The sequence below is a fragment of the Natronomonas sp. genome, assembly GCF_046483325.1.
GTDB lineage: Archaea > Halobacteriota > Halobacteria > Halobacteriales > Haloarculaceae > Natronomonas.
On record NZ_JAWODL010000042.1, the window covers coordinates 39249 to 63336 of the forward strand.

The 24088-nt window shown below is 63.7% G+C and carries 25 protein-coding genes; 6 read left to right on the forward strand and 19 right to left on the reverse strand.

The features are described 5' to 3' along the window. Positions 1–81 precede the first annotated feature (81 nt). Complete coding sequence (locus R6U53_RS12615; RefSeq protein WP_410322722.1) at positions 82–558, reverse strand: Lrp/AsnC family transcriptional regulator; 477 nt, start codon at positions 556–558, stop codon at positions 82–84. A gap of 173 nt (positions 559–731) precedes the next feature. Further along, on the reverse strand, positions 732–1403 hold the full coding sequence (locus R6U53_RS12620) for a triose-phosphate isomerase (RefSeq protein ID WP_410322788.1): 672 nt from the start codon (positions 1401–1403) through the stop codon (positions 732–734). Positions 1404–1555: 152 nt separating this feature from the next. Between R6U53_RS12620 and R6U53_RS12625 the strand changes: the two genes are divergently transcribed. Continuing rightward, positions 1556–2032, forward strand: a complete 477-nt coding sequence (locus tag R6U53_RS12625; RefSeq protein ID WP_410322723.1) for a hypothetical protein — start codon at positions 1556–1558, stop codon at positions 2030–2032. 74 nt (positions 2033–2106) lie between these two features. On the opposite strand, the gene infB is transcribed toward R6U53_RS12625, so the two are convergent. Further along, the gene (gene infB, locus R6U53_RS12630; protein ID WP_410322724.1) at positions 2107–3915 is read right to left on the reverse strand and encodes a translation initiation factor IF-2; all 1809 of its coding nucleotides are present in this window, start codon (positions 3913–3915) and stop codon (positions 2107–2109) included. 158 nt (positions 3916–4073) lie between these two features. Between infB and R6U53_RS12635 the strand changes: the two genes are divergently transcribed. Further along, positions 4074–4781: an ArsR/SmtB family transcription factor gene (locus tag R6U53_RS12635; RefSeq protein ID WP_410322725.1), complete on the forward strand. Its 708-nt coding sequence runs from the start codon at positions 4074–4076 to the stop codon at positions 4779–4781. Between the two features lie 17 nt (positions 4782–4798). Here R6U53_RS12635 and R6U53_RS12640 read toward each other — a convergent pair whose 3' ends face one another. From R6U53_RS12640 to R6U53_RS12650, 3 genes are all read right to left on the reverse strand, one after another. After that, positions 4799–5305, reverse strand: a complete 507-nt coding sequence (locus tag R6U53_RS12640; RefSeq protein WP_410322726.1) for a hypothetical protein — start codon at positions 5303–5305, stop codon at positions 4799–4801. A 78-nt stretch (positions 5306–5383) separates the two neighbouring features. Continuing rightward, positions 5384–6421, reverse strand: coding sequence for an NAD(P)/FAD-dependent oxidoreductase (locus R6U53_RS12645; RefSeq protein WP_410322727.1), 1038 nt, complete (start codon positions 6419–6421; stop codon positions 5384–5386). Positions 6422–6768: 347 nt separating this feature from the next. Continuing rightward, positions 6769–7173 (reverse strand): pterin cluster protein, encoded by a 405-nt coding sequence (locus tag R6U53_RS12650; protein ID WP_410322728.1) that lies wholly within the window; start codon positions 7171–7173, stop codon positions 6769–6771. 119 nt (positions 7174–7292) lie between these two features. Here R6U53_RS12650 and R6U53_RS12655 point away from each other — a divergent pair, with 119 nt between their 5' ends. Both R6U53_RS12655 and R6U53_RS12660 read left to right on the forward strand, forming a co-directional pair. Further along, complete coding sequence (locus R6U53_RS12655) at positions 7293–7496, forward strand: hypothetical protein (protein ID WP_410322729.1); 204 nt, start codon at positions 7293–7295, stop codon at positions 7494–7496. Positions 7497–7545: 49 nt separating this feature from the next. Further along, positions 7546–7995 carry a pyridoxamine 5'-phosphate oxidase family protein gene (locus tag R6U53_RS12660; protein WP_410322730.1) on the forward strand — a complete coding sequence of 150 codons (450 nt, stop codon included), beginning with the start codon at positions 7546–7548 and terminating at the stop codon, positions 7993–7995. Between the two features lie 22 nt (positions 7996–8017). Here R6U53_RS12660 and R6U53_RS12665 read toward each other — a convergent pair whose 3' ends face one another. Beyond that, complete coding sequence (locus R6U53_RS12665; protein ID WP_410322731.1) at positions 8018–8155, reverse strand: zinc ribbon domain-containing protein; 138 nt, start codon at positions 8153–8155, stop codon at positions 8018–8020. Between the two features lie 133 nt (positions 8156–8288). Then, positions 8289–8666, reverse strand: a complete 378-nt coding sequence (locus R6U53_RS12670; RefSeq protein WP_410322732.1) for a helix-turn-helix domain-containing protein — start codon at positions 8664–8666, stop codon at positions 8289–8291. 139 nt (positions 8667–8805) lie between these two features. Here R6U53_RS12670 and R6U53_RS12675 point away from each other — a divergent pair, with 139 nt between their 5' ends. Beyond that, on the forward strand, positions 8806–9453 hold the full coding sequence (locus R6U53_RS12675) for a helix-turn-helix domain-containing protein (protein ID WP_410322733.1): 648 nt from the start codon (positions 8806–8808) through the stop codon (positions 9451–9453). 21 nt (positions 9454–9474) lie between these two features. Here R6U53_RS12675 and R6U53_RS12680 read toward each other — a convergent pair whose 3' ends face one another. From R6U53_RS12680 to R6U53_RS12720, 9 genes are all read right to left on the reverse strand, one after another. Beyond that, positions 9475–11163, reverse strand: a complete 1689-nt coding sequence (locus tag R6U53_RS12680) for a tRNA uridine(34) 5-carboxymethylaminomethyl modification radical SAM/GNAT enzyme Elp3 (RefSeq protein WP_410322734.1) — start codon at positions 11161–11163, stop codon at positions 9475–9477. 35 nt (positions 11164–11198) lie between these two features. Next, positions 11199–12104: a hypothetical protein gene (locus R6U53_RS12685; protein WP_410322735.1), complete on the reverse strand. Its 906-nt coding sequence runs from the start codon at positions 12102–12104 to the stop codon at positions 11199–11201. A 53-nt stretch (positions 12105–12157) separates the two neighbouring features. Next, a complete protein-coding gene (locus R6U53_RS12690; RefSeq protein ID WP_410322736.1) occupies positions 12158–14332 on the reverse strand; it encodes an OB-fold nucleic acid binding domain-containing protein in 2175 nt (724 codons plus the stop codon). Positions 14333–14398: 66 nt separating this feature from the next. Then, positions 14399–14983, reverse strand: coding sequence for an NADPH-dependent FMN reductase (locus tag R6U53_RS12695; RefSeq protein ID WP_410322737.1), 585 nt, complete (start codon positions 14981–14983; stop codon positions 14399–14401). Positions 14984–15028: 45 nt separating this feature from the next. After that, on the reverse strand, positions 15029–16099 hold the full coding sequence (locus tag R6U53_RS12700; protein WP_410322738.1) for an ABC transporter permease: 1071 nt from the start codon (positions 16097–16099) through the stop codon (positions 15029–15031). After that, positions 16096–17289: an ABC transporter permease gene (locus R6U53_RS12705; protein WP_410322739.1), complete on the reverse strand. Its 1194-nt coding sequence runs from the start codon at positions 17287–17289 to the stop codon at positions 16096–16098. The genes R6U53_RS12700 and R6U53_RS12705 overlap by 4 nt, the downstream gene beginning before the upstream one ends. Then, positions 17286–18830, reverse strand: a complete 1545-nt coding sequence (locus R6U53_RS12710; RefSeq protein ID WP_410322740.1) for an ABC transporter ATP-binding protein — start codon at positions 18828–18830, stop codon at positions 17286–17288. The genes R6U53_RS12705 and R6U53_RS12710 overlap by 4 nt, the downstream gene beginning before the upstream one ends. Positions 18831–18902: 72 nt before the next feature. Next, the gene (locus R6U53_RS12715; RefSeq protein ID WP_410322741.1) at positions 18903–20081 is read right to left on the reverse strand and encodes a BMP family protein; all 1179 of its coding nucleotides are present in this window, start codon (positions 20079–20081) and stop codon (positions 18903–18905) included. A 66-nt stretch (positions 20082–20147) separates the two neighbouring features. After that, complete coding sequence (locus R6U53_RS12720) at positions 20148–21395, reverse strand: adenosylhomocysteinase (RefSeq protein ID WP_410322742.1); 1248 nt, start codon at positions 21393–21395, stop codon at positions 20148–20150. 105 nt (positions 21396–21500) lie between these two features. Here R6U53_RS12720 and R6U53_RS12725 point away from each other — a divergent pair, with 105 nt between their 5' ends. Then, entirely contained in the window at positions 21501–22376 is an 876-nt protein-coding gene (locus R6U53_RS12725; RefSeq protein ID WP_410322743.1) for an NAD-dependent epimerase/dehydratase family protein, read from the forward strand. 116 nt (positions 22377–22492) lie between these two features. On the opposite strand, the gene lwrS is transcribed toward R6U53_RS12725, so the two are convergent. Both lwrS and R6U53_RS12735 read right to left on the reverse strand, forming a co-directional pair. Further along, positions 22493–22909: an LWR-salt protein gene (gene lwrS / locus R6U53_RS12730; RefSeq protein WP_410322744.1), complete on the reverse strand. Its 417-nt coding sequence runs from the start codon at positions 22907–22909 to the stop codon at positions 22493–22495. Positions 22910–23119: 210 nt separating this feature from the next. Then, the gene (locus R6U53_RS12735) at positions 23120–24040 is read right to left on the reverse strand and encodes an A/G-specific adenine glycosylase (protein ID WP_410322745.1); all 921 of its coding nucleotides are present in this window, start codon (positions 24038–24040) and stop codon (positions 23120–23122) included. Positions 24041–24088 lie beyond the last annotated feature (48 nt).

The window sequence follows — 24088 nt, forward strand, 5'->3', positions numbered from 1 at the left end:
TTGGGCGATGGAATCCATCGAAACAAGCGATACGATCGAAACACGGGGCCGATGTGAACGATCCTGAACCTCCGGTCGCGATCACCCGCTCGGAGTGTCCGTCCCGAACCGGACTGACGGTCGGTCGTACTCGTTACGCATCAAAATCCCGTCGGTGACGGTATAGCCCATGATGTCGAGCTCGTGAGCGACGTGCGTGATGTCCTCGTTCGAGGCGCCGACGGCCTGAATGTGAACGTTGTTCTCCCCACGGATTAACTCCCGGACGTTGACAACGCCATCGAGGCCGAGGGCCTCTTGCGTGAGTGACCCGCGCTCGGCGATCCCAGCAGTGCAGATGAAAAGAACCTGTAACGGAAAGCCGACCTTCTCGTAATCGACACTCGAGCGGTATCCCCTGATCATACCTTCGGCTTCCATTCGTGAGATTCGCTTGCCGACGGTGCTGGCGGAGACGCTGACGCGTTCGCTGATCGCAGCGTTCGTGTTGTGGCGGGCATCCTCCTGTAAGGCATATAACACTGCGTAGTCGATCTCGTCCAGCGGTCTTCCACTCATTACATAATTGACACCACCGAATAGCATGAGTCTACCGTTGCCACAGGTGGGGTTTATGTAATAACAATCGACTATCTCCGACGATTATATATGTACATCGATGATTCCTAGAGGCGGACCATCAGGACATCTCACCGCTATGTGGTCGATGCATCCGATCCGTCAGCACGGACCTACTCGGCCACAAGTGCGGCCGCGATCGACGACAGCCACGCCTCCGGATCCGCCGCGTCGACGAACGCCGACGCCGCTCCGGCCGCGTCGGCACCGAGATCGAACGCGTCCCCAACGTCCGCCGCACTGGAGATCCCGCCGCCGAGGAGAACGCGGGTGCGGGGACTCTCGCTTTCGACCATCGACACGAACGCCTCGACGCGTTCGGGATGCTGGCGAGTCATCGCGCGTCCAGTCGCGACGTCCGAGGGCGCCTCGAAGAGGAGACAGTCCGGATCGAGCGTCAGCACTGCTCGCCCCACTTCGACGCTGTCGACGCAGACGATCGATTCGAGGTCGAAAGACGCACACCCCGCGACGAACGCCTCGACGTCCGCTAGCGTGTCCGGACTCTCAGGGTGATTTATAACCACGCCGTCGGCCCCCGCCGCCGCGACCGCCCGAATTGCTACCTGCCCGTTCCCGCGATCCGGTTCGACGGCGTCGATCGACTGGGCGACGACGGAGAGGGACGTCCCTTCGGCGAGCAGGCGAATGTCGGGCGTCTGTGGGGCGACGACGAACGTCCCGTCGGTCCGTCGATGGACCGCTTCGATCGTCCGCGCGAGTTCGAGGCCGGCGTCGCCGGCCGTCCCTCGTAGCGCTTGAAATTGATGAGAAAATACGGGTATTCGAGCGTCATGATTCGAAGAAGGAGCCGCATTCCCGTTTTACTGTCGTCCCGGCCCACTCTACCCCCGCTGCACGCGGTCGTCTGTTGACACGGAGCGACGTAGCGTGCATCGGTCGTCAGTTTCTTTATTATCGTGCCGTAGCCTTCCGTATGTCCCCCCTCCAGGACGTCTTCGGGTGGGTACTCACCCTGCTTGTTCTGTCGCTTCCCGGCCTGCTCGCCGCGGTTCTTTGGACGCCCCTCCTGTTGTCCTGCCGCGTTCGGACCCTCGTCGTAGCGCTCCCTCCACGTGGATCGTTGCTCCCCACCTACGTCGGAATCGCCCTCACCGCCTCGGTCCCGTACGTCCTCGGACTCGCGGTGATCGTGACCGTGCTCCCGTCGGAGGGGGCCGCGTGGAGCAACGCCATCTTCACGCTCGTTTTGGCCGTCGGCGTCGTGTACACGCTTTTCGTTCCGACCGCCGCAGTCGTTGGACTTCCACGTCTCGACGTCGCGTGGGATCCGTCCGACTCCCCGGTCGCGTCGTGGCTGCTCCTCGCGGTCGGCGGATTCTGGTACGCGTTCACCTTCGCCGTTCCGCTGTTCGCGCTCGCGGTGCTTTTCGCCTGGCCCGGCGGGTACTAGGAGTGCGGCCCCGGCTCGTTCGTATCGAATAAATACGGCTCAGACATCGCGTCACACGCAGCGAATAGGCGACGTTATTTCCCCCAGAACGGGTCCCGCTTGCGCCGCTTGTCGAGATACATCCGCAGCGCCTCCAGTTCGTCGGCCGGAATTTCGTCGGCCAGTTCCTGTTCGAGGATCTTCGCGTGCTTTTCGGGGAGTTCCGTCCACAGTTCGTCGCCCTCCTCGATCTGGCGGCCGACGGTCGGTCCGTCGATGGAGGCGGCGATCGACTCACCCATCCGCGCCGAATCGACGTCCTCGCCCGCATCCTGTAGCGATTTCAGCTCGCCGACGCGCTCGGGTTCGTTGCCTTCCCACTTGACCACGCGGGAGTTTCGGTTGAGCGTTCCGGAGAGAACTTCGACGCCGACGACGGCCGGATTCGACTGTCTGAACGTGTGATCTTCGAGGATCCGGAAGCGGCAGGGCCGCTGGATCTTGTCGAGGATCTGCTCCTGTTGGGCGTCCTCGATGGCCGCGACGTGCTCTTCGTACTCCTCGATGAGTTGGTAGATCACGTCGTCCGCGAAGAGATCGACGTTCCCCTGTTCGATCTCCCGTGCGGCGTCGTCGAGGACATCGACGTTGAACGCGAGGATCGCGGCGTGTTTCGGCTCGTCGGCCGTGGAGGCGACGGCCACGTCCCGAGGAGCGACGTCGCCCACTTCCGCGCGGACGATCGGAATTTCGGCCTCCCCCAACGCTGCGGAGATCGCCTCCAGCGAGCCGAGCGTGTCGGCCTTGACGACGACGCCTTGCTCCTCGGTGACGACCTCGATGTCGGCGAGTTCGGCGCGGACCTCCGCGACGACCTCCTCGAGGTTTCGGTCCCGGACGACGCGGACGGGCGCGCCGGCCATCGCGTCGTCGAGGTCCGGCGCGGCGATCTTGACGCCCGCGGCCGCCCGGACGATGTCGACCTGTTCGAACTGCTTTTCGGTCCGGATCTCGGCGAGCGGTCGCGGCTGCAGCAGCGCCCGAACGTCCGTGATGATCGGTTCGTTCTTCCCGCCGACGACGATCGTGTCGTCGGCGCGGATCATCCCGTCGTAGAGGACTATGTCGATCGTCGCCCCGAAGCCGCGCTCGTCTTTGACCTCCAGGACCGTCCCGATCCCGGGGCCGTCGGTGTCGATCGACATCTCCGATTTGAGATATCGCTGGGAGAGCCCCATGAGGACGGTCAACAGGTCGGGGATCCCCTCGCCGGTCTCCGCGGAGACGGGGACGACGCCGATGTTCTCTCTGAAGTTCTGGACGCGCCAGTACATGTCGGCCGAAAAGCCCTCGTCGGAGAGTTCCCCGATGAGTTCGTAGAGTTTCTCGTTGAGCCGCGACTCGGCACGATCGCTTTGGCGCTCGAGCGTCGTCTGCACTGGCGTGTCCGGGTTGGGGTTCCAGCCGGGGATCGTATCGATCTTGTTCGCGGCGACGATGAACGGCGTCTGCGTGCGTTTCAAGATGTCGAGCGCCTCGTGGGTCTGCGGCTGAAACCCGTCGTTCACGTCGACAACGAGGATAGCGATGTCGGCGAGCGCGCCGCCGCGCGAGCGAAGCGTCGAAAACGAGTGGTGCCCCGGCGTATCGATAAAGAGGAGTCCCGGAAGATCGAAATCCTTCGGGTCGACGAGGCTGCCGGCGATGTCCGAGATCGTGTCGAGCGGGACGGCGGTCGCCCCGATGTGCTGGGTGATCGCCCCGGCCTCGCCCGCGGTAACGGCGGAGCCACGGATCTCGTCCAGCAGACTCGTCTTCCCGTGGTCGACGTGGCCGAGAACGGCCACGATCGGCGTCCGCAACTGCGCGCCGTCCCCGGCGTCGGTGGTGTCGGATTCAGACATAGAAAAGCCTCTTACCCCTTTGTGGCTCCCCGCGGCATATAACCGTTTCAATGTCGGGACGTCCGACTACGGGCGTTGACGCTGCACATCTCCCCCTCTCGTCGGCCGTCGATCGCTCACGTTACGCTTTTTCGTCCTCGGAACCTACGTCCATTCAGATGGACTCCGCGGCACTGCTGGATCTGCTCGGCAACGAGAACCGCCGGCGAATCCTGCGATTGCTTTCGAGAAAGCCCTGCTACGTCACGGAGATCAGCGAGTATCTCGGCGTGAGTCCGAAGGCGGTCATCGACCACCTCCGAAAGCTTGAGGAGGCCGGGTTGGTCGAGTCACACGTCGACGACGGTCGACGCAAATACTTCTCTATCGCTAGAAACCTCCGACTCGAAGTGAACGTCTCGCCGTACGAGTTCGGCACGAAAAGCGCCTACTCCGCTTCCCCGAACCTCGATATCACCTCCTGGCGACACGTCTCGCTGCACGTCGGCCGGGAGTCGGACGCTCCCTCGGGGAACGAACTCGGAAACGGGAACGAGGAAACCGGCGAACACGACCTCGCCGCCCTCGCCGCGGATCTCGAACAGCTCGAACGGCTCGAGAACGAACTTTCGATGGCTCAGCGGTGGGTTCAGGGTCGGCTGACCGAGACGCTGGATCGGATCAGCGCACACTTCGAGGGCGTCGACGGTCGATTCTACGGTGACCTCCTTCGCGGTCTCACGTGCGGACCGGAGACGGTCGAGAGTCTCGCCAGAAAGTCCGAGGCCCCGCCCGAGATCGTTCGCGACGCACTCGAAGGGCTCTCGGCTTACGGCGTCGTCGAACGCGACGGCGACCGCTGGAGACTCGTCGCCACCGACTCCTGATCGCGTCCGTTCCCCGGTTAGATATCCCTCGTCAGCCCGTCTCGGAGATCGCGTCCGAAGTACGTTCCAACGCCGGCGACGACAGCGCCGAGCCCGCCCGCGAGGGCCGCAAGCGAGATCCCGAAGCCGCCGAGGAAGGCGACGACGGCGAAATCGAGGAGGGTGCTCGCGGACGCCGCGAGCGCCCCCGCGAGGATCGTCTCGGCGTATCTGCGCTCCGAGACGACGAGACCGAACAGGAACGTCGCGACGAAGATCCCCAGGAGGCCGGCACCGGGAAGCGGGAGCAACGTTCCGGCTCCGAGGACGCCGGCGACGGTGAGAAGGAGCGCCGAGATGAAGTGTCGGGGGGAGAATAGCCGTCCGGCTCGTTCGGCCGCACGCTCTCGAAGCCCACGCTCTGCGTTCGGATCGGCACGCGATCCCGTTCGGCTCCGATCGTCGTTCAGGTCGAATTCGACGTCGAACTCGTCGGTGGAGGCGTCCGCAGGTCGGTCCCGCGTCCGGGTCCGGTCGCGGCTCATACGTGGGGTATGTGTCGCGAGCGGTATCCGTCTTTCCCAGCCGGCCACGCGGATCGGCGTTTCTCGGTCGGACACCGGTCAGTACGTGTCGGCGATCCGTTCGCCCACGTCCAGCCCGTTCGCGAGCGCGGCGTGAATCCGCGCCTCCCCCGCGACCCAATCGCCGAGACAGTACAGGCCGGCCGCTTCGGCCGCCACGAGGGGATCGCGGGCGACGCGGTCCTCGGTCAGGGCGTACCGCCACCCCTGGTGATCGCTCCACGCCGGATCGGACAGCCGATCGTCGCCGACCACGCCGGCCGTGAGTTCGGCGAGTTCGGCGACGTTTTCGGCCGGGTCTCGGTCGTAGTTCGCCTCCGACCACTCGCGATTCGCCTGGGCGATCAGCACCGATTCGCCATCGGGGACGTGACCGGCTTTGCACTCCTCGCGGGAGAGCCATCCCACCGCGTGGTTTTTGTCCGTATTGACGAGTCCGTAGTACGGCCGATCGAGCCGAAACGGATAGCCGAGCACTGCCGTCCAGATCGTCCGATAGGGGACCGCCGAGGCCGCTTCGCGGAGCCGTTCTCGCCGCTCGTCGTCCCACTCGGCGTCGCCGAGTAACTCGGCCGTCTGTGGGGCGGGGGGATTGAGACACAAGGTGTCGAACGGTCCCCAAGACCGGCCGTCGGTGTCGACGAGCGTCCAGCGGTCGCCGTCGCGGCGGATCGTCTCGACCCGCGCTCTGCGATGGATCGTCGCGTCGGTCCGCCCGAACAGGCGCTTTGCGATCTGCGTCAGCCCGGTCTCGTAGCTCCACTTTTGTGCGTCCGCGTCGCGTCCCGGCGAAACCGATCCCGACTCGTCGAAGGTGTAGATCGGTTCGGAGATGTCGACGAGCCCCTCCGTCTCGAGCGTCTCAGTGAGGAGTTCGACGACGCGCTCGTCGTCGGATTTGACGTAGTTCGCGCCGTAATCGTACACGACGTCGTCGCCCCGTCGGGTCGCTGCGCGTCCGCAGAGCCCGCCGGATTTTTCGAGGACGGTTATCTCGATGTCTGGAACGGCTCGCTGGAGGGCGAACGAGGCTGTCGCTGCCGCCGCACCCGCACCGACGATTCCAACTGTTGGCATACCAGCCAAGACGGGCCGAGCCCACTAAAACGACGGTTTCGCGGTCATCCGCGATCGGGATTCCCAACTATCGGATCGTCGAGCGTCCTGGTGGCTCGGATCCGATTGTCCGGAGTGATTACTCCACGCCGAGCGATTCGAGGAGCTTCGATCGGGTGGCCCCGTACATCAGTCGAGACTCGTATCGCTTTTGCTCGGGATCACGGTTCGAAGTATCCGGGTCGCGACCGGCTTCGTCCTCCCTGGCTGGTCGCTTTCCGGCCCGACCGTTTCGGGAACTTGATACCAGCAGGTCGCTTGCTGCTGTGTGAACCTCGCCGCGACGACGACGGAGCCGCACGATCGGGTTATAAACAGAACATGAACGGGTACACCGAAGCGAAGCGATCGCCGTCGGTCAGTTCCGTGTCGAGGCCGTCGATGTGTTCGTTGAACCGTCCGTTGATCGCCACGCGAGCGAACGCGCGGGCCTGTTCGCCTTCGGGATTTTTCTTCCAGGTTCCCGGCGGATTGCCGTCGTTCGGCGCCCATCCTTTCGTGGTGGCGTCCGCCTCGGTCTCGGCGATGAGCATGTCGGCGACGTCGTACTCCTCGAAGAACGCCTCGAGGAACTCCCGAAGCGTCGATCCCGCGAACGTGTACTCGAAGCTGTGCTTGCCGATTTCCGTTCTGACGTAACCGGTACAGCGGATTTCGACGGTCGTCCGGCTACTCGGTTCCGCGTGCTCGGCGATGGATCGGTTACTGCTCATGTCGGTTGGGAGGCGACGAGACGGAAAGTCGATTCCCCCGAACATGTTCGATTTCGCCCCGGTCTCACCGTTTGAGATCCCCCGCCTTGATTTATGAGCGGTGGATCGAACTGTAAGGTATGACCGACTCCTCCAGCGGTTTCGGACCGAGGCGGGTTCGATCGACCGACCACCCGTACACGCTCGAGGTGCTCCCGAGCGACCCCGAAGACCCGACCGGCCAGTACACGTTCGTTCCCCGCGATGCGGACGGGATCGAGCGTCTCACGCAGTGGATCAGTGCCGATAGCAACGCGATCGTCGAACTCTCCGCCTGGCGTTGAGTGCTACCGGATAAGTCAAGGATAAGTACCGGGGGGCGTTTCTCGGCGTATGGCAATCGATCGCCGCTCCGAGATGTCGCCCGAGGAAATGGACGCCTTCCTCGGTGTCCACGAGACGGGGGTGATATCGCTCGCGCGGACGGACGAGCCGTATGCGATCCCGATATCCTTCGGATACGACGCGTCCGATCGACAGTTCTACATGCGATTGGTTTCGGCGTCAAATAGCGAAAAGCGTCGGTTTCTCGACTCGACCCCGGACGCACGGCTGGTCATCTACGACGCCGATGACGACGTCTATCGGAGCGTTATCGCCGTCGGTACGCTCGTCCACATCGACCCGGGGGAGTTGACCGTCGAGGACGTCCAACAGTACGGTGACGCCAAGCGGCCGCTCTTCGAGATCTGGCCGAACCGGAAGGGCGAGCTCGATATCGAACTGTACCGTCTCGACCCCGAGACGCTCAGCGGCCGTCTCGTAGAAGTCTCTCGCGAGTAGTAGCCGATACTGTCGACGGCGACTACGCCGCCTCGAAGTGAGCCGTCTCCACGGCTTCGGTACACACCGGACAGCCGCTCGAGAGGATCGCCTCTCGCATCGAGGCGTTGACCTCGATCTCCTGTTTGCAATCGGGGCAGACGAAAATGTACGTACTCATCGTCTGATCCCGGCTATCGGGTGTCCGGTCGTTTTGTGGGCACGACATTCTGTGTCATATATCGATGTGGTGTTCGGCGATTGCGGACGCTGATCCGCTCGATTCGGTTCGGGGGCGTCGACGATCGGCACTGTCAGTCGGCTGCCTCCGGCGCCGCGGTCGCCGACGAGAGACCGACAGTCAGGCCGTCCGTCTCACCGAGCGAGATGGTGACGTCGTCGAACGTCCGCCGGTACTCGCTGGCGTGTTTACCGTCGGTACTGAGCCGAACGCGCTCCTCCAAGAGCCCCGCCTCGGTTAACTGTTCAAGCTTCCGATAGGTCGTCGATCGCGGGACGTCACATCGTTCGGTCAGCTCGCTCGCGGTCAACGCCTCGTCGGTCGTCGCTTCGAGTAGCGCTCGACAGTCTGGGTCTTCGAGTGCAGTCAGGATCGCCCCACAATCAGTCCGACTCGAGTGGTCTTCGTTCGCTGTCCGCAGGCCATCTCTCGGGTGGAGTTCAGCTGACATCTTCGCACCCGATACAACGTCCGTTTGGGTGGCGAAATCCATCCCTCAGTATACAGGGTGTTTTATAACCTGTCGGAGGACGTCCGAACGTCCTCCGCCAGCAAGCAGACTTAGGTACGCTCGGATACAACTCGAACCGATGGGCACCGGGATTCGCGCCGAGATCCGCGTCGACCCCGACGGCACCTGCCCGATCGTCGAGGCGTCCTCGGGTCTCGGCTCGCCGTCGTACACGATCGCGCGGAGCGTTACGGGAAGCACCGCCGAACGGGTGAACGAGGAGTTCATACTCGAAAGCGGCGGCGATCCGGAAGCAAGCGTCGAGTTGACGGAGGTGTTCGACTACGGTGCGAAGAGGATGTATCGGTTCAGCCGCGAGCGCGGTCGCGGCTGTCCCTGCGAGATCGTCGAAGTGTTTGACTGCCCGATCGTCGATCTCCACTCGCGGGACGATTCGCTGTATCTGGTCTTTCACGCCGCCGATATGGACACCCTCCAGGAGACGATCGTGTCGCTGCAAGATCGGTTCTCCGAGGTCGACGTTCGGCGATTGCTCCGCAGCGAACACGACGCCCCGGAGGCCAACCTGGTGTTGCTCGATCGGAGTCGACTCACCGACAGACAGCGGGAGGTGCTCGAGACCGCCAGCTCGATGGGTTACTTCGAGCACCCGAAGGGCGCCAACGCCGGCGAGGTCGCCGACGAACTCGGGATTACCACTTCGACGTTTTCCGAGCATCTCTCGGCGGCGCAGTCGAAACTGATGGACGCGATCCTCGACGTCTGAAGATCCGTTGGCGGCTTCGCCTCAGAGTCGCTTCGAGACGTACGGCCCGTCCTGGTAGTAGCCGAGTTTCTCGCGGTAGTACTCCCTGACGCCGATACCGGAGATGACCGATAGCTTCTCGAATCCGGCCTCGGCCGCCATCGATTCGGCCGTTTCGAGCAGTTGGCGGCCGTAACCGCGGTGTTGGTGGTCGTCGCCGCTCGCCTCGCCGACGCCGACCTCGCTGCCGTAGACGTGAAGTTCGCGGACCACGGCGGCGTCTTCGAGTTCGGGTCTGATCGGGTCGTCCATCGGGAGCACTCGCTCCTCCGGCGATCCCCCGGGGAATCGAAGCCGACAGAAGCCGATCAATAGGTCCTTGTCGAAGTCCTCGACGGAGATGAAGTGCTCCGTCCCGCCGGCGGCCTCGTAGCTCTCGACGTTCGACTCGACGATGTCGGGTTCGGCGTCGTTCATCCCGACCTCGCGACAGCGGATACACTCGCACGTCCACCCGTGCTCGTCCATCCGCCGCCTGGCGAGCTGTCTGAGGTTCGACTTCCAGACGCCGGCGTCGATGAAGTCGGCGGGGATGTCCCGTTGGACCCGTTGGAGGCGAGTGTATCGCGGGATCATGGATTTGATCTCGGCGACGAGTTTCGCCGCCTCCTCGTTCGTGAGCGGTTCGTACTCCCCGCGTCGCCACATGTCGTAGGTGATCGTGTCGCGGACGACCAGCGTCGGATAGATCTTGAGGTAATCCGGCCGCCAGTCGGCGTTCTCGAAGAGTTCGCGGAAGTCCTGTACGCACATCTCCTTGGACATCCCCGGCTGGCCTGGCATCATGTGGAAGCCGACTTTGAACCCCGCGTTCCGGAGCCGGCGGTTCGCATCGAGCGACGCCTGAACGCCGTGCCCACGGTGCATCTCGCGGTTGATCCGCTCGTAGGTGGTCTGGACGCCGACCTCGACCTTCGTGCCGCCCAACGCGAGCATTCTGTCGATCTGTTCGGGATCGCACCAGTCGGGCTTCGTCTCGAAGGTCGTTCCGATGTTTCGTATCTCGTTGGTCTCGTTTTCGGCGATCACGTCCTCGAGATAGCGGAACTCGCTCGTCTCAGGAGCCGGTTTGAACGACTCCGATTCGCTCGGCTCGGGCGGCACGTCGAGGTCGTAGTCGTTCATCGCCTCCAGCGCGCGCTTGACGAACCACTCCTGGTAGTCGTGGCTTCGGGCGGTCATCGTCCCGCCCATGAGGATGAGCTCGACCTTGTCGACGGGATGGCCGATCTTGCGGAGCTGGTGGAGTCGAAGCGTCACCTGCCCGTACGGATCGTAGTCGTTTTGCACGCCGCGCGCCGCCGCCGGCTCGTGGCCCGTGTAGCTCTGCGAGGAGGAGAACTCCGACGCCGGCCCGCCGGGACAGTAGAGACACTTTCCGTGTGGACACATATGCGGCGAGGTCATGATCGCGACCGGGGAGACGCCCGAGGCCGTTCGGACCGGTTTCCGCTGGAGGACCGATTCGAGCTCCCCGCGGTGCTCTTCGGGTGCGTGATCGAGCACCTCGGTGTTCTTCGGCACCTTCGGCGCGGAGTGTTCGCGGCAGGCGTCCATCTTCGCGCTCTCGACATCGTCGCGGTCGACATCGCCGGCGAGGATCGCCTCGACGAGCGACTCACAGACGCGCTCGAACGCTTCGGACTCCGCGGGATCGGCGTCGGTACTCATTCGCTATCGGCACAACGGGGCGCGACGGGAAATGGCTAGCGGTTGCGTTCGGCGATTCGTACGGTGAACGACACGTCCCCGACGACGAGTGGATCTCCGGGGCCCACGGGTTCGTCCCTGGCGGTCGCGGCGTCCAGGTAGGTGAACGCGGCGTCGGCACTGGTGGTCCGAAACCGGACGATCGATACGTCTCGGAGTCGGGGGATCGAGTCCCGAAACATCGGGATCGCGCCGATCGCCTCCGGCACGAGTTCGACGCCGTCCGCAGTGTTCTCGACGCGCTCGAAGACGAGTTCTAGCTCGGCTCGTTGTCTGGTTTCGATTCGAATCAGATCGTCGCCACGTTCGGTCGGTTCCCGTTGGGGAACCATCCGGAACTGCGTTTCGCTGACCTCGAACATCGCGCCGACCGACCGCGGTTGGCCTTCGTTCTGAATGCGTATCGACTCGACTCGGACGTACCGTCCCGGCCCTAACACCGGCAACCCGAACACCCGCTGTACGACGTGGACCCGTCGCCACCGTTCGCCAGGTCTGAGAACCGATATTTCGCTGCCGCCGACCTGCGGTGCGTTGATCGGTACCCATCGGTGCCCGCTGTATTTCAGCAGGTCCCAGCCGGTACCGATCGCGAGGTCGGTCGTCCCGTCGTTCGTCACGTACATCCACCCGACCGGGTTTTCGACCGAGAACCGTTCTCGGGACGGGGCGACGTACGCCTGCTCGAATCGATCGAGCCGGTGAAAACAGAGTACGCCATCGGGACCAGGTACGTCATCCCCGAACCGGGAACCGCCGATCGGAACTGCGTCGCCGTCCGCCCGCGGGTCTGCCGGTACCTCGACCGGCGTAACCGTCGGCCGTATCACGTCGGAATCCTCGCGACCGCTACAACCGGCAAAGAGGGCCGAAACCCCGGCGAGGAACGTGCGGCGGTGCATACCACCCATACGGGCGAAATCATAAAAGTTCGACCGGTTTCCGCACTCCCGACTCAGGCCGACGGCGTCGCAATCGCCGCTGCGACCGCCTCGATGGTCGCCTCGATAACGTCGTCGCGCTCCCCGACGAGGAACTCTATCTTCGGCTCGCGTGCACCCGGGTCGGCGATACCGGCTTCCGGAATCGCCGCCGTGAGTTCCGAGACGACCGCGTCGAGGTCGAACTGCCCATCGGTTCGGATGTGGAGTTCGTCGGTGCCGACGCCGATGATGGCCGTCGAATCGATCCGTCTGGCGAGTTCGTCGAGCAGGAGTCGCGTCGGCGGGAAGTCGTATCGGTGCGTGTATGCGTCGGTGTCCAAGACGGTCACCGTGACGCCGTCGACGGTCCGCTCTTCGAGGTTCGGGACGGCGGTGTCGAGCTCCGCATCGAGTTTCGTCGCGAACTGCTCTGAGACCTGCGCGGCGAGTCCGGTCCGCTTTTCGAACAGCAGGTCGATGATGAGTTCGCGTTTGTCCTCGTAGGACTGGTAGTACGCCTCCAGCGCTATCGCCTCGCGGAGCTGTTTTGCGGACTCGGGGTCGATTCCGGCCTCGACGGCGAGTTCGTCGTAGACCGCGGGCGCATCCGCCCAGTAGCTAACTGCCGGCAGGTGTCGTACATCGTCGCGGACGTCGCCGTTGATCGCCGCCGCGAGGGTTGCCGCGACGGTCGACGCGGTTCGACCCCCGGCGGTGGCGAGTGAGTCGATTCGCTCGATCACGGCCGCATCGGCGGCTCGTCCGTCGAGGACGACGCGCGGAGCGTCGTAGATGTCCAGCAGCTCGAGCCCGTCCGTCGAGGCCGCTGTCGATCCGGCCGCAGCGAACACGAACAGCGGAAGCGTCTCGCCGTGACGATCGCGGTCCGAGAGCATGCGGGTCACGTCCTTCGTCGCGTCGTTCATGTCGTAGACGCCGTCTTCGAGCGGGCGTCGATCGAAGTAGTGGTAGACCGCGTCGGCCGTCCCGTGTTCGGCCTCGATAAGCGGCAGGACGGCTCGCTCGATCGCCGCGCCGGCGACGTAGCCGTCCGTCGTCGAGTCGTGTCGGACGACGATCGGGCGCGATTCGATCACCGCACGACGGATCTCCGTCGCCGCGGCGTCGATCTCATCGACGATTGCATCGATCTCGGGATCGCTGGCGATCGGCTCGAACGGCTCCGGACTCGCTCGGTTTTCCAGGGCCTCGTCCATCCGTGCTTCGACGGCCGACCGCTCGTCCTCCTCAAGTACGGTGAGCGAGTCGGTTTCGATCTGTATCTCGCCGCGTCGCAGTTGCACTTCGCCGTCCAACCGGACGACGTCGCCCGCGTCGATCTCCGGATACGCCCGGACTCCAGCTTCGACGAACGCTGCACAGTCGACGATATCGGTTTCATCGCGGAGTTCGAAGACTGTCGGGCCGGAGGTCTGCCGAACCGAGGCCAGCGTCCCCTCGAGTCGAACGGTCTCTCCGACGCGATCTCCGAGCGAACCGACTTGGACGCGTTCGAGTTCCGCAGGCTCCACAGATTCGCCCTCTTCATCGGATTCCGTTTCGCCGTCGGTCGTCGCGATCTCCGCCAGTTCGGAGTCGCCCGGGTTTCCGCTGCTCTGTTCGTCGGCACCGCCCGTCGTCCCCGGCTCGCCGACCACGGTGTCTTCATCCGCCTCCGAGGCATCAGTCGGTTCGGTATCCGTCTCGGCTGCCCTCTCGGGGGCCGATCCCGTTTCCGCTTGCGCTCCCGCTTTGGACTCCGGTTCCGGTTCCGGTTCCGGTTCCGACTCCGATTCGGATTCGGATCCCGATCGTGTGTCCGCTTCGTCTTCCTCGGGGAGTTCGTCCCCCGCCGGCGTCTGGACGAGCCGTCCACGGAAGTCCGAAGGCGACTGTCGGATCGACCAGTCGAGATCGATGTCACCGTTGTCTCGGACGTTGTTGACCTGAACACAGACCTCGTCGCCGACCTCCCAATCGAGGCTTTCGATCCGACGGTCGAGTTTGCTTCTGTGGAGCAAGCCGGTCACGTGACCGATGTTGACGAACACGCCGAAGTCGGCGTAGCCGTCGACGCTACCGAGGTAGAACCGCCCCGGCGTCAACTGTGACGGTTGATTCCCCGTGAATTCGAAGACGACATCCTCCTGGTGGACCTCACAAATCGGTCCGTCGACGGACGTGCCGCAAATGATACAGTTACCCATTAGCGAAACACAACAGTCGGGGATTAAAACGGTTGTCGGAATCTACGCGCCTCGGGATCGCCCCCATCATCGACCGTCGGCCCCCACGTTCTGTGTCGATTCGAACGTTCGCGGATCAGGTTCGATCCGCGCGTATTCGACCATTCGACGGCCGAGCACCTCCACGCGATCTCGAACACCGGCGTCGGTGATCTCACCGGCCTCGAAGCACTCTCGGGCCCTCGGAATCGCCACCTGATGGGGAACGACCCACGCATCGAGCGCTCGACTCACGGATCGGAGGTGATCGAGCGTCGGCGTCGGAAACGACCCCCCCGCGACGCACAACAGTCCGACCGTCGTGTCCTCGAACTCGTCGAATCCGCAGTAATCGAGCGCGTTCTTCAGCGCCGAGGAGTACGAGCCGTGGTAGACGGGACTGCCGAGGACGATCGAGTCCGCGCTCCGAAGCCGCGATCTGAGTTCGGCTGCGTCCGCTACGTCGTCCACGTCGGCGTCGAAGATCGGCAACGACAGCGTCCGAAGATCGACGAGATCAGTTTCGACCGCTTCGAACTCGGCCGCCACGGAGAGCGCGTGACGACACGCCGGCTGGGTGTAGCTACCGTCACGGAGACTTCCGACGAGGGCTGCGACGCGTATCTCTGCCATGGATGATGGGTTAGCAGGTCGGGACAATGACGTTCACGGTGGTCGCTACTCATCTTCGTCGTAATCCTCGCCGAGCGCCGCCGGCAGGCGGGTCCCGCCGATGAGCGTCAACACGAGAATGACGACGACGAACGGCAGAATGCCGAACAGCGCGCTCGGTACGTCGAGTTCTGAGATCTGCTGGAGTCGCAACTGCAGCGAGTCGAAACTGGCGAACAAGAGCGCGCCGCCGAGTGAGGTAATCGGATTGTAGTTTCCGAACAGGTACGCGACGATGCCGAGAAACCCGCGGCCGTCGATACTCGTAGCTCCGGCCCCGACGAATCGGCCGAGCTGACCGAGCGTGAACCCCGCACCGCCGATACCACAGAGGACGCCGGAGAGCAAGACGGCGACGTAGCGGGTTCGGCTGACGCTCACTCCGGCCGTATCGAGCGCACGCGGGTTCTCGCCGCTGGCTCGGATCCGCCGCCCGAGTCGCGTGTGTCCGAGCACGTACCAACAGATCGGCGTCGCCACGAGCAGTAAATATACCATCGGGGACGCGTCGAACAGCACCGGTCCGATCCCCGGGATCTCCGCCAAGATCGGGATCCGCCACGTGCCGAACGTCTCCACCGATGGACTGTTGACGCTCTCGAACAACACGAGCGAGACGAACGGTGCGACACCGAGCGAGATAAGCCACACCGCCAGCCCGGCGATGACCTGATCTGCCTTATAACGGATGACGAAGACGGCGAACACGGTAGCAGCCGCGACGCTCACGAGGATTCCCGCAGCGAAAGCGGTCCAAAGCGCTGCGGTCGTCCCGATGCCGGCCTCCGTGAGGCGGTGGAGCGCGACGACGCTGCTCAACGCCGACAGAACCAGAAATCCCTCGATTCCGATGTTGATGATGCCGGCTTTCTCGGCGAAGATCCCGCCGAGGGCCGCGAAGCCGATCGGAACGCTGACGCGAAGGATCGCGCTGGCGTAGCTCGTCGTGAGCAGCGCGTCGAAGGCCTGCTCGGTCACCGAACCGGTCGGTGCGAGCAACTGTCCGACGAACAGCGCCGCGATCGCCGCCGCCGCCAACAGCCCCCATTTGAGCGCCGTCCTGCCGAGATCGCTCAACGCTTCTCACCTCCGCTCTTGAGGTCGATCGTCCCGCGCCGATCGAGGTGGCGGCCGAGCATCCGGAACAGTTCCGGCGTCGCGACGAAGAGGATGATGAGCCCCTGTAGCACGTCGATTAGCTCGCCCGGGACGGCGAGTTGGAACTCGATCGCCTGACTGCCGCTATCGAGCGCCCCGAACAACAGCCCCGACGGAATCAGTCCGATCGGGTTGTTCCCGGCCAGTATCGAGACGGCGATGCCGTCGAACCCAACGGAAGGCGCGCCGGTTTGCCACCGTCCGAGGACCATCAGGACGAACAGCGCCCCGCCGAGCCCGGCGACCACTCCAGCGAGCGTCATCGAGTACAGCGTCGTGAATCGCTCGTCTACGCCGCCGAAGGCGGCAGCCTTCGGCTGAGTCCCGGCCGTTTGGATGTCGTATCCGATCGTCGTGCGCGTGAGCAACCAAAAGAACACACCGACGACCCCGAGTACGAGCACGAGCACCGGCAGCGAAAAGTCACTCCCCTGCGGGAAGATACGGGGACCGAGCGTCGCCGCGTCCGGGATCGACTCGGTCGCGGTTCCCTGTACCGTCTCGTCGTTGAAGTACCGATCCACGACGACGAACGCGACCGCCGTCGCGATGAAGTTCAAAAGTAACGTCGTGATGACCTCGTTGGTGTCGTACTGGACTTTCAAAAACCCCGGGAAGAACCCGTACAGGCCGCCCACGAGACAGCCGGCCAGTATTCCCGCAGGGACGAGCACCGCACCCCCTGCTCTGCCCGCCGGTGCGAACGGAGCGAGCGCGAGGACGACGACGGCAGTCGCCAACGACCCGAGGACGAACTGCCCCTGTGCGCCGATGTTGAACAGTCCGGCCTTGTACGCGATGGCGAAACTCAGCCCGGTACACAAAAGCAGGGTCGTTCGCTGGAGTGTGGCAGCGACGTTATAGGGGTTCCCGAACGCACCGCCGAGCAGCACGGCGTACACCTCGATCGGATCGTAGCAGAACTCGACGCCGAACAGGGCGAGCTTCGGCGTCGAACAGGCGGCCACGGATCCCGCGGCCAGAATGATCCCCATCCCGACGGCGATCGCGGCGGCGACCGCGGCGAGGCTCAACAGAATTCGACCGCTCGCCGAGAGGCCGAGCAACGCGCCCAAGAGGCGTTCGATACGGTCGCGGACGGACGTCACGAGGTGCTCACCGTTCCCTCGGGGCGCTCTCCGGCCATCAACAACCCGAGTTGCTCTTCGGTGACCGAGTCCGGCGTGACCACGTCGACGAACGAGCCGTCGTGGATGACACCGATCCGATCCGACAGGCCGGTTACCTCGTCGAGCGATGCAGAGACGAGCAGGATCGCGACGCCGCGCTCCCGCATCTCGAGTAGCTGTTCGTGAATGAACTCCATGCTTCCGATGTCGACGCCGCGTGTGGGGTGGGCTGCGACCACGATGTCGGGGTCGCGGGAGAACTCCCGTCCGACGACGAACTTCTGTTGGTTCCCCCCCGAAAGCGAGCGTGCGACCGCCGACGGATCGGGCGGGCGAACGTCGTAGGTTCGGATGATCTCCTCGGTGTGTGCTCTGGCCGCGTCCCAGTCGATCAATCGCCCGTCGCTGAACTTCGATCGGTGCTGGTTTCCGAGCACGGCGTTCTTCACGAGATCGAAATCGAGAACCAACGCCCGCTCTTGGCGCTCGCCCGGGATGTACGATAATCCCCGTTCCATGCGCGCTCGACGGGAATCGCCCGTGACGTTTACGCCGTCGAACTCGATCGTCCCGTCGGCGACTGCCTGAAGCCCCGTTATCGCCTCGACGAGTTCCGTCTGACCGTTGCCGTCCACGCCGGCGATACCGAATATCTCCCCTGACTGCACCGAAAATTCGAGGTTTCTGACTTTCTCGATCCCACGATCGTCCTCCACGGAGAGGTCCGATACGGTGAGTCGCTCGGTTCCCTTCGACGTGGGGCGCTGCTCGACGTTCAAGAGGACGTCTCTGCCGACCATCTTCTGGGCAAGGAGCTCTTGGGTCGTCTCGGCGGCATTCACCGTCTCGACGTTTCGACCCTCCCGGAGGACGGTGACGTTGTCTGCCGCGGTCAGCGCTTCGTCCAGTTTGTGGGTGATGAAAATTATCGTCTTGTTCTGTGCGGTCAGTTCCTCGAAGATCTGGAACAGTTCGGTCGCCTCCTGTGGCGTCAACACCGCCGTAGGTTCATCGAAAATGAACACGTCGGCGCCTCTGTACAGCGTTTTGATGACTTCGACGCGCTGTTGCACGCCGACACTCAACCTTTCGACCGGCGCGTGTATCACGTCTCCGAGGTCGAACCCGTAGCGGTTGTTCAACGCTCGAATATCCCGCTCGATTCGATCGTCGTCGATCGCTATCCCCCGGTATTTGATCGGTTCCCACCCCAGCGCGACGTTTTCGAGGACCGTCATCGGCCCCACGAGAGTGAAGTGCTGGTGGATCATCCCGACCCCGCGCTCGATGGCGTCCTGTGGTGAGTCGAACGCCACCCGTTCGCCGCCGACGTGAACCGTTCCGTCGGTCGGCTCGTAGAGCCCGTAGAGAACGTTCATAAGCGTCGTCTTTCCCGCACCGTTCTCGCCGAGTAGTGCGTGGACCGTTCCCTCCTCGACCGCGAGATCGACCTCGTCGTTGGCGAGAACGCCTCCCGGAAACCGCTTGGTTATGTTTTCTAACTGAACTGCCTTGGTCATGCGGAGCGTTGTGTGTCGGCCTCAGTCGCCCGTCTGTCGCTCGAACTGCGTAGCAAGTGGTCGTCGTCTCGCTTACGGCTCTACCGGGACATCGACCTCCCCGTTGGCGATCGCTTCCTTCGTGGCCTCGGCTTCGTCTTTGATCTCCTGTGGGATTTCGTCGCCGATCTCGACGCCCCAGGGGAGGTCGAATCCGCCTTCGCCGGCACCGAGCTCGAGCGTCTGTCCGCCCTCGAACTCCCCTTCCACGACGCGTTCGACGGCGCGAATGACACTCGTATCGACGCCCTTGATAATGCTCCCGAGAATGATGTCCGCGAACTCCGAGGCCGTCTCGGACTGCCGGCTGTCGGCCCCGAAAGCGAAGCACTCGTTATCCTGGCAGGCCTGGAATACGCCGGATCCGCCCGCACCGGCGCCGTGGAGAAGTATGTCGGCACCGTTGTCGATCATCGAAATCGCCGCTTCCTCGGCCTCGCCGGGATTGGCGAACCCGCCGACGTAGCTGCTGAGGACCTCGAAATCGTCGTCGACGCTCTGTGCGCCGGCTCGGAAGCCCGCTTCGAACGCCTGCACGACGGGCACCTCGACGCCGCCGACGAAGCCGAGCGTCTTGTCGTCCGGATCGGTCGACGCGCCGCCAGCGGAGAAATCCTGCCGTGAGAGCTTCGCTGCGGCCTCACCCGCCATGTACGCGCCCTGCTCTTCGGCGTACACCCAGCTTTCGACGTTCGGCTTGTCGACCGAATCGTCGAGCAGCGCCCACTTCTGGTCGGGATACTCGTCAGCGTTCTGTTGAAGATCCGAGACGTGCTCGAAGCCGAGACAGATGATCAGATCGTAGTTCGGATCGCTCGATCGAGCGAACTGCTGCTGGTAGGATCCGAAGTCGCCGCTGTCTTGGGGCCCCGCGTCCTGGAAACTGATCCCGAACTGGTCGACCGCATCGTTGATGCCGCGATTCGCCGCGTCGCTGAACGACTGGTCGCCGGTCCCGCCGAGGGCGTAGATCATCCCGACGTTGACGTCGCTCTCGGATCCCGACGAGCCGTTTCCGTTCCCGTCGCCGTTACCGTTTGCATTACCGTTTCCGTTTCCGTTTCCGTTTCCGTTTCCGTTTCCGTTGCCGTTTCCGTTTCCGTTGCCGTCACCGTTGCCGTTCCCGTTTCCATCGCCGTTGCCTGTACAACCGGCCACGCTGGCCGTCAGTCCGATCGCGCTCGTTTTGAGCACGTGACGCCGTGAAACCATGCCGAATGGCACCCATCGGACGCTGATATAATTTGTCACTTAGCGGCGTCAAAAGCGGAGGAACCGCTAGAAACTGCTGTCGGGGTGCTCCCACTCCTCGCCGTACGCCCGTTGACTCTCGATCATCTCCTCGATCGGGAGGCCGAGCGTCTCGAGTTTCATGCTGGCGACCTCGCGATCGAGTCGGTCCGGAATGTTGTAGAGACCGGGGGCCAATCCCGGCTCGTCGACGAGCATGTCGTAGGCCGCCACGAACATCATCGCGAACGTGGTGTCCATCACTTCGGCCGGGTGGCCCTGGCTGTACGGCCCCGTCAGATTGACCAGTCGGCCCTTCGCCAGCAGGTTCAGCCGCCGGCCGTCGGGCATGTGGTATCGTGTCACGCCCTCTTTGGGCGTCGTCGTCCGCTCGGCGAGTTCCTCCAGACCCTCCAAGTCGAGTTCGACATCGAAGTGCCCGGAGTTGGCGAGGATGACGCCGTCGTCCATCTCCTCGAAGTGCTCGGCGCGGATGACGTCCCGGTTACCCGTCGCCGAGATGAACAGATCGCCGACCCCGGCCGCTTCGTTCATGTCCATCACGCGGTGGCCGTTCATGTGGGCCTGCAGCGCTTTTCGCGGATCGACTTCGGTGACGATCGTCTTCCCACCGAGTTCGCGGGCCTTGTTCGCGATTCCGCGGCCGCAGTAGCCGTACCCGCAGACGACGATGTCCTTACCGGCGATGATGGTGTTCGAGGTGATCGCGATGTTCGAAAGCGAGGACTCGCCGGTCCCGTGGACGTTGTCGAAGAAGTGTTTCATCGGCGTGTCGTTGACTCCGTACACCGGGAACTGGAGCACGTCTTCGGCTTCCATCGCTTCGAGTCGGGTGATCCCAGCGGTCGTCTGTTCGCCGCCGCCGATGACGTTCGCGGCCACGTCGGGGTGCTCGGCGTGAACCTTGGCAATGAGTTCGCAGCCGTCGTCGAGGATGAAATCGGGTTCTTCTTCCAGCAGTTCGTGCTGAGCGTTGTCGAACTCGTCGTCGGTCATGCCCTCCCACGCGAAGGCGGTGATTCCCTCTCTCGCGTTGAGCGCGTCGACGACCGCCCCGTGTGTACTTTGGGGTTCGCTCGGGGCGAACAGCACGTCGGCACCCGCTTCGTTGAGCGTCTCGATGGCGACACCGGATTTGGCTTCGAGGTGTGATGCGAACGCGATCGTGTAGCCGTCGAGCGGTTTCGTCCCGCCGTACTCCTGTTGATAGGCGGCAAGGATGGGGGTGTAGTCTCGCGCCCAAGACAGCGGGTCGTCAACGTCTGTTGGTGCCATACGCGTAGCTTTCAGCAAGTCGGATTAAATACTGCGCATTCGGTCGTCTGGCGCTCGTCGATCACGATCCGCCCGCCTTTTTGTCGGTGCGAACGATGCAGAGATATGGATATCATCGTCACCGGTGGCCGCGGAGCGACGGGCCGTTGGATCGTCGACCGACTCGCCGACGACCACCGAGTTATCTGCCTCGACCGGGAGCTCCCCGACGAGGGAGATCATCCGGACGTCGAGTACTGCGCGCTCGATCTCACCGATTCCGGCAGCGTCCTCGACGTCGTGACCGACATCGACCCCGATGCGGTCGTGCACTGGGCGGCGATCCCGGTCGCGGGTACCCACGCCGGCGTCGATCTCTATCGAAACAACACGATCGCGGCACACTCAGTTCTCACGGCCGCGGGCCGCGTCGACGCGCGAATCGTACAGGCCTCCTCGGACGGCGCGTACGGCTTTTTCTTCGCCGAGGAAACCCCGATACCGGACTCGATTCCGGTCACGGAAACGCACGCGTGCCGCCCCGAGGATCCGTACGGCCTCTCGAAGGTCGTCACTGAGGAGATCGGTGCGGCGATCGCCCGGCGCGACGGCGTTCCCGTGGCGTCGATCCGACCGACGTGGATCCAGGAACCGGGCGAGTACCTCTGCAGGGACGAGACCTACGCCTCGGATCGCTCGGCCGGCGCCGGTAACTTTTGGTCCTACGTCGACGTTCGCGACGTCGTCGATATGGTCGAGGCCGCGCTCGTCGCCGACATCGGCGGTCACGAGGCGTTCAACTGCGCGGCCGCTGATAACGCCCTCGGCGACCCACTCGTCGACCTCATCGAAGAGCACTACGGGAGTCTACCGGAGGACTGTCAGGTCGACGGAGACGCGTCCGTGTACAGCACTGCGAAGGCCTCACGCGTCCTCGATTGGACACCGACGCGCTCGTGGCGGGATGCGGCCGACGAGGATGTCGACCCGCCGACCGTGTGAATTGTTCTGATCGCGGCTGAATGCGCAACATGTATGCACCGAACGGGCGCTCAGGCAGGACACCTCCCTGGGGGTGACCGATCCCGCTGATCTACCGCGCCGCCGTGTGTGGAGATCTACCCGTCAGGGCGGTCGTCGCGGGTCATAACACGTATCGAACTCCCGAGGTACTTCGTTAGCGCCTCGTTGACCGTGTCCGCCCTGAACTCGTTGAGTCGGTCGCCGATCGCGTCCCGAAGCGCGTCGAGATACGCCTGGTCAGTCTGGAGTTCACTAAATGAAATCGACACCACATGGACACCTAGAGCGTCCTCCGCGACTTCCCGGAAGTACGTCTCGTCCCCCAGATCACCGCGCCAGAGATGATCGCGGAAAAACAGCCAGCCATCCTCGAGTGGCCGATCTGCAGCCCGGTACAGCGTCGCCTCGAACTCCGCGGGCTCGACCGACACTTCCGGTAGCGAGGGATCGAGTCGGAATCTGACCCTGAATTTGTAGCGAGCGATCCCCTTCGGAGAGTCGCTGGTTTCCATACCCCTCTCTTCGGTTATGAATGCAAAAAGGCGGTTGAAACCCCGATCAACTGGCGATATCCCCCCGCAGTAAATGACGGGACTGCCCTCCAACGGGGAGTGCCGGTTCGTCACCGCTGTAGTTACTCTCCAAATACCGTGAGCGTCATCCGCATCGGTGTACTCCTCTCACGGGACGGCTCTGACGTCTCGCCCGGAGCCGTGGCGGTGTCATTTCTGCAGCCGAGCAACAGTCTCCTCGCCAGCCTCGACGACGTCGATCAACTCATCGTCGGCCAAATCTGAAAGTAAACCTTGGAGCCACTCGCGGCCGTACTCGCCGTCCGGCGCGTAGTCGACGCGGACGCGGTGGCCCAACTCGTCGATCCCGATCTCGTCGTACTGACCGAGCGTTCGCACGATCCGCCCGCGGAACTGCCGACGGCTTCCTTCGAAGCTGGGCTGGGTGGGCACGTCGGGCGCGGTGAAGTCACCGGTCTGGTAGGCGTGACACCATTCGCGCCACGGACAACCCGTCTCGTCACACCGTGGGTTCTTGCCACAGGCGACGCCGCCGAGTTCCATAATCCCGTTGTTCCACACGCGTGACCGTCCTTCCGGCATGAGTGTCTCCGCGGCCTCCTCGAAGACAGCATCGGAATCAGGAACGTCGAACGCGCGGTACAGAACGCGCTTGACGTTCGTATCGACGACCGCCCCACCGTCGTTGAACGCGAAGGAGGCCACCGCGTTGGCGGTGTAGGGGCCGACGCCCATCAGTTCCTGTAGCTCCGACGGCGTCTCTGGAAACGCCCCGTCGTATTCCTCTCTCACCTGTCGTGCTGCTTCGTGGAGATACTTCGCCCGGTTGTTGTAGCCGAGCGAGTGGTCGGTCCAGAAGCCGACGACATCGGCTCTGTCGGCGTCGGCCAGCGCCTCGACGCTCGGCCACTCGTCGACGAATTCCCGCCACGGCTCGATGACGCGATCGAGTTGGGTCTGCTGGCTCATCACCTCCGAAACGAGGATCCGATAGGGATCGTCCGTCTCGCGCCACGGGTACAACCGGTGGTCGGCCTCGTACCAGTCTATGAGCGCCCCTTGCACGGCTTCGAGGTCGTCCGGACGGGTCCAGTCCGCGGAATCGGCCATCGCCCCGTCGTAGGAACTACCGTGGCTTGTGTGTGGTGATTTCGGTCC

Coding starts and splice junctions, on each gene's coding strand:
- R6U53_RS12615 (WP_410322722.1), bottom strand. CDS start 558: ATGAGTGGAAGACCGCTGGACGAGATCGACTACGCAGTGTTATATGCC.
- R6U53_RS12625 (WP_410322723.1), top strand. CDS start 1,556: ATGTCCCCCCTCCAGGACGTCTTCGGGTGGGTACTCACCCTGCTTGTT.
- infB (WP_410322724.1), bottom strand. CDS start 3,915: ATGTCTGAATCCGACACCACCGACGCCGGGGACGGCGCGCAGTTGCGG.
- R6U53_RS12635 (WP_410322725.1), top strand. CDS start 4,074: ATGGACTCCGCGGCACTGCTGGATCTGCTCGGCAACGAGAACCGCCGG.
- R6U53_RS12640 (WP_410322726.1), bottom strand. CDS start 5,305: ATGAGCCGCGACCGGACCCGGACGCGGGACCGACCTGCGGACGCCTCC.
- R6U53_RS12645 (WP_410322727.1), bottom strand. CDS start 6,421: ATGCCAACAGTTGGAATCGTCGGTGCGGGTGCGGCGGCAGCGACAGCC.
- R6U53_RS12650 (WP_410322728.1), bottom strand. CDS start 7,173: ATGAGCAGTAACCGATCCATCGCCGAGCACGCGGAACCGAGTAGCCGG.
- R6U53_RS12655 (WP_410322729.1), top strand. CDS start 7,293: ATGACCGACTCCTCCAGCGGTTTCGGACCGAGGCGGGTTCGATCGACC.
- R6U53_RS12660 (WP_410322730.1), top strand. CDS start 7,546: ATGGCAATCGATCGCCGCTCCGAGATGTCGCCCGAGGAAATGGACGCC.
- R6U53_RS12665 (WP_410322731.1), bottom strand. CDS start 8,155: ATGAGTACGTACATTTTCGTCTGCCCCGATTGCAAACAGGAGATCGAG.
- R6U53_RS12670 (WP_410322732.1), bottom strand. CDS start 8,666: ATGTCAGCTGAACTCCACCCGAGAGATGGCCTGCGGACAGCGAACGAA.
- R6U53_RS12675 (WP_410322733.1), top strand. CDS start 8,806: ATGGGCACCGGGATTCGCGCCGAGATCCGCGTCGACCCCGACGGCACC.
- R6U53_RS12680 (WP_410322734.1), bottom strand. CDS start 11,163: ATGAGTACCGACGCCGATCCCGCGGAGTCCGAAGCGTTCGAGCGCGTC.
- R6U53_RS12685 (WP_410322735.1), bottom strand. CDS start 12,104: ATGCACCGCCGCACGTTCCTCGCCGGGGTTTCGGCCCTCTTTGCCGGT.
- R6U53_RS12690 (WP_410322736.1), bottom strand. CDS start 14,332: ATGGGTAACTGTATCATTTGCGGCACGTCCGTCGACGGACCGATTTGT.
- R6U53_RS12695 (WP_410322737.1), bottom strand. CDS start 14,983: ATGGCAGAGATACGCGTCGCAGCCCTCGTCGGAAGTCTCCGTGACGGT.
- R6U53_RS12710 (WP_410322740.1), bottom strand. CDS start 18,830: ATGACCAAGGCAGTTCAGTTAGAAAACATAACCAAGCGGTTTCCGGGA.
- R6U53_RS12715 (WP_410322741.1), bottom strand. CDS start 20,081: ATGGTTTCACGGCGTCACGTGCTCAAAACGAGCGCGATCGGACTGACG.
- R6U53_RS12720 (WP_410322742.1), bottom strand. CDS start 21,395: ATGGCACCAACAGACGTTGACGACCCGCTGTCTTGGGCGCGAGACTAC.
- R6U53_RS12725 (WP_410322743.1), top strand. CDS start 21,501: ATGGATATCATCGTCACCGGTGGCCGCGGAGCGACGGGCCGTTGGATC.
- lwrS (WP_410322744.1), bottom strand. CDS start 22,909: ATGGAAACCAGCGACTCTCCGAAGGGGATCGCTCGCTACAAATTCAGG.
- R6U53_RS12735 (WP_410322745.1), bottom strand. CDS start 24,040: ATGGCCGATTCCGCGGACTGGACCCGTCCGGACGACCTCGAAGCCGTG.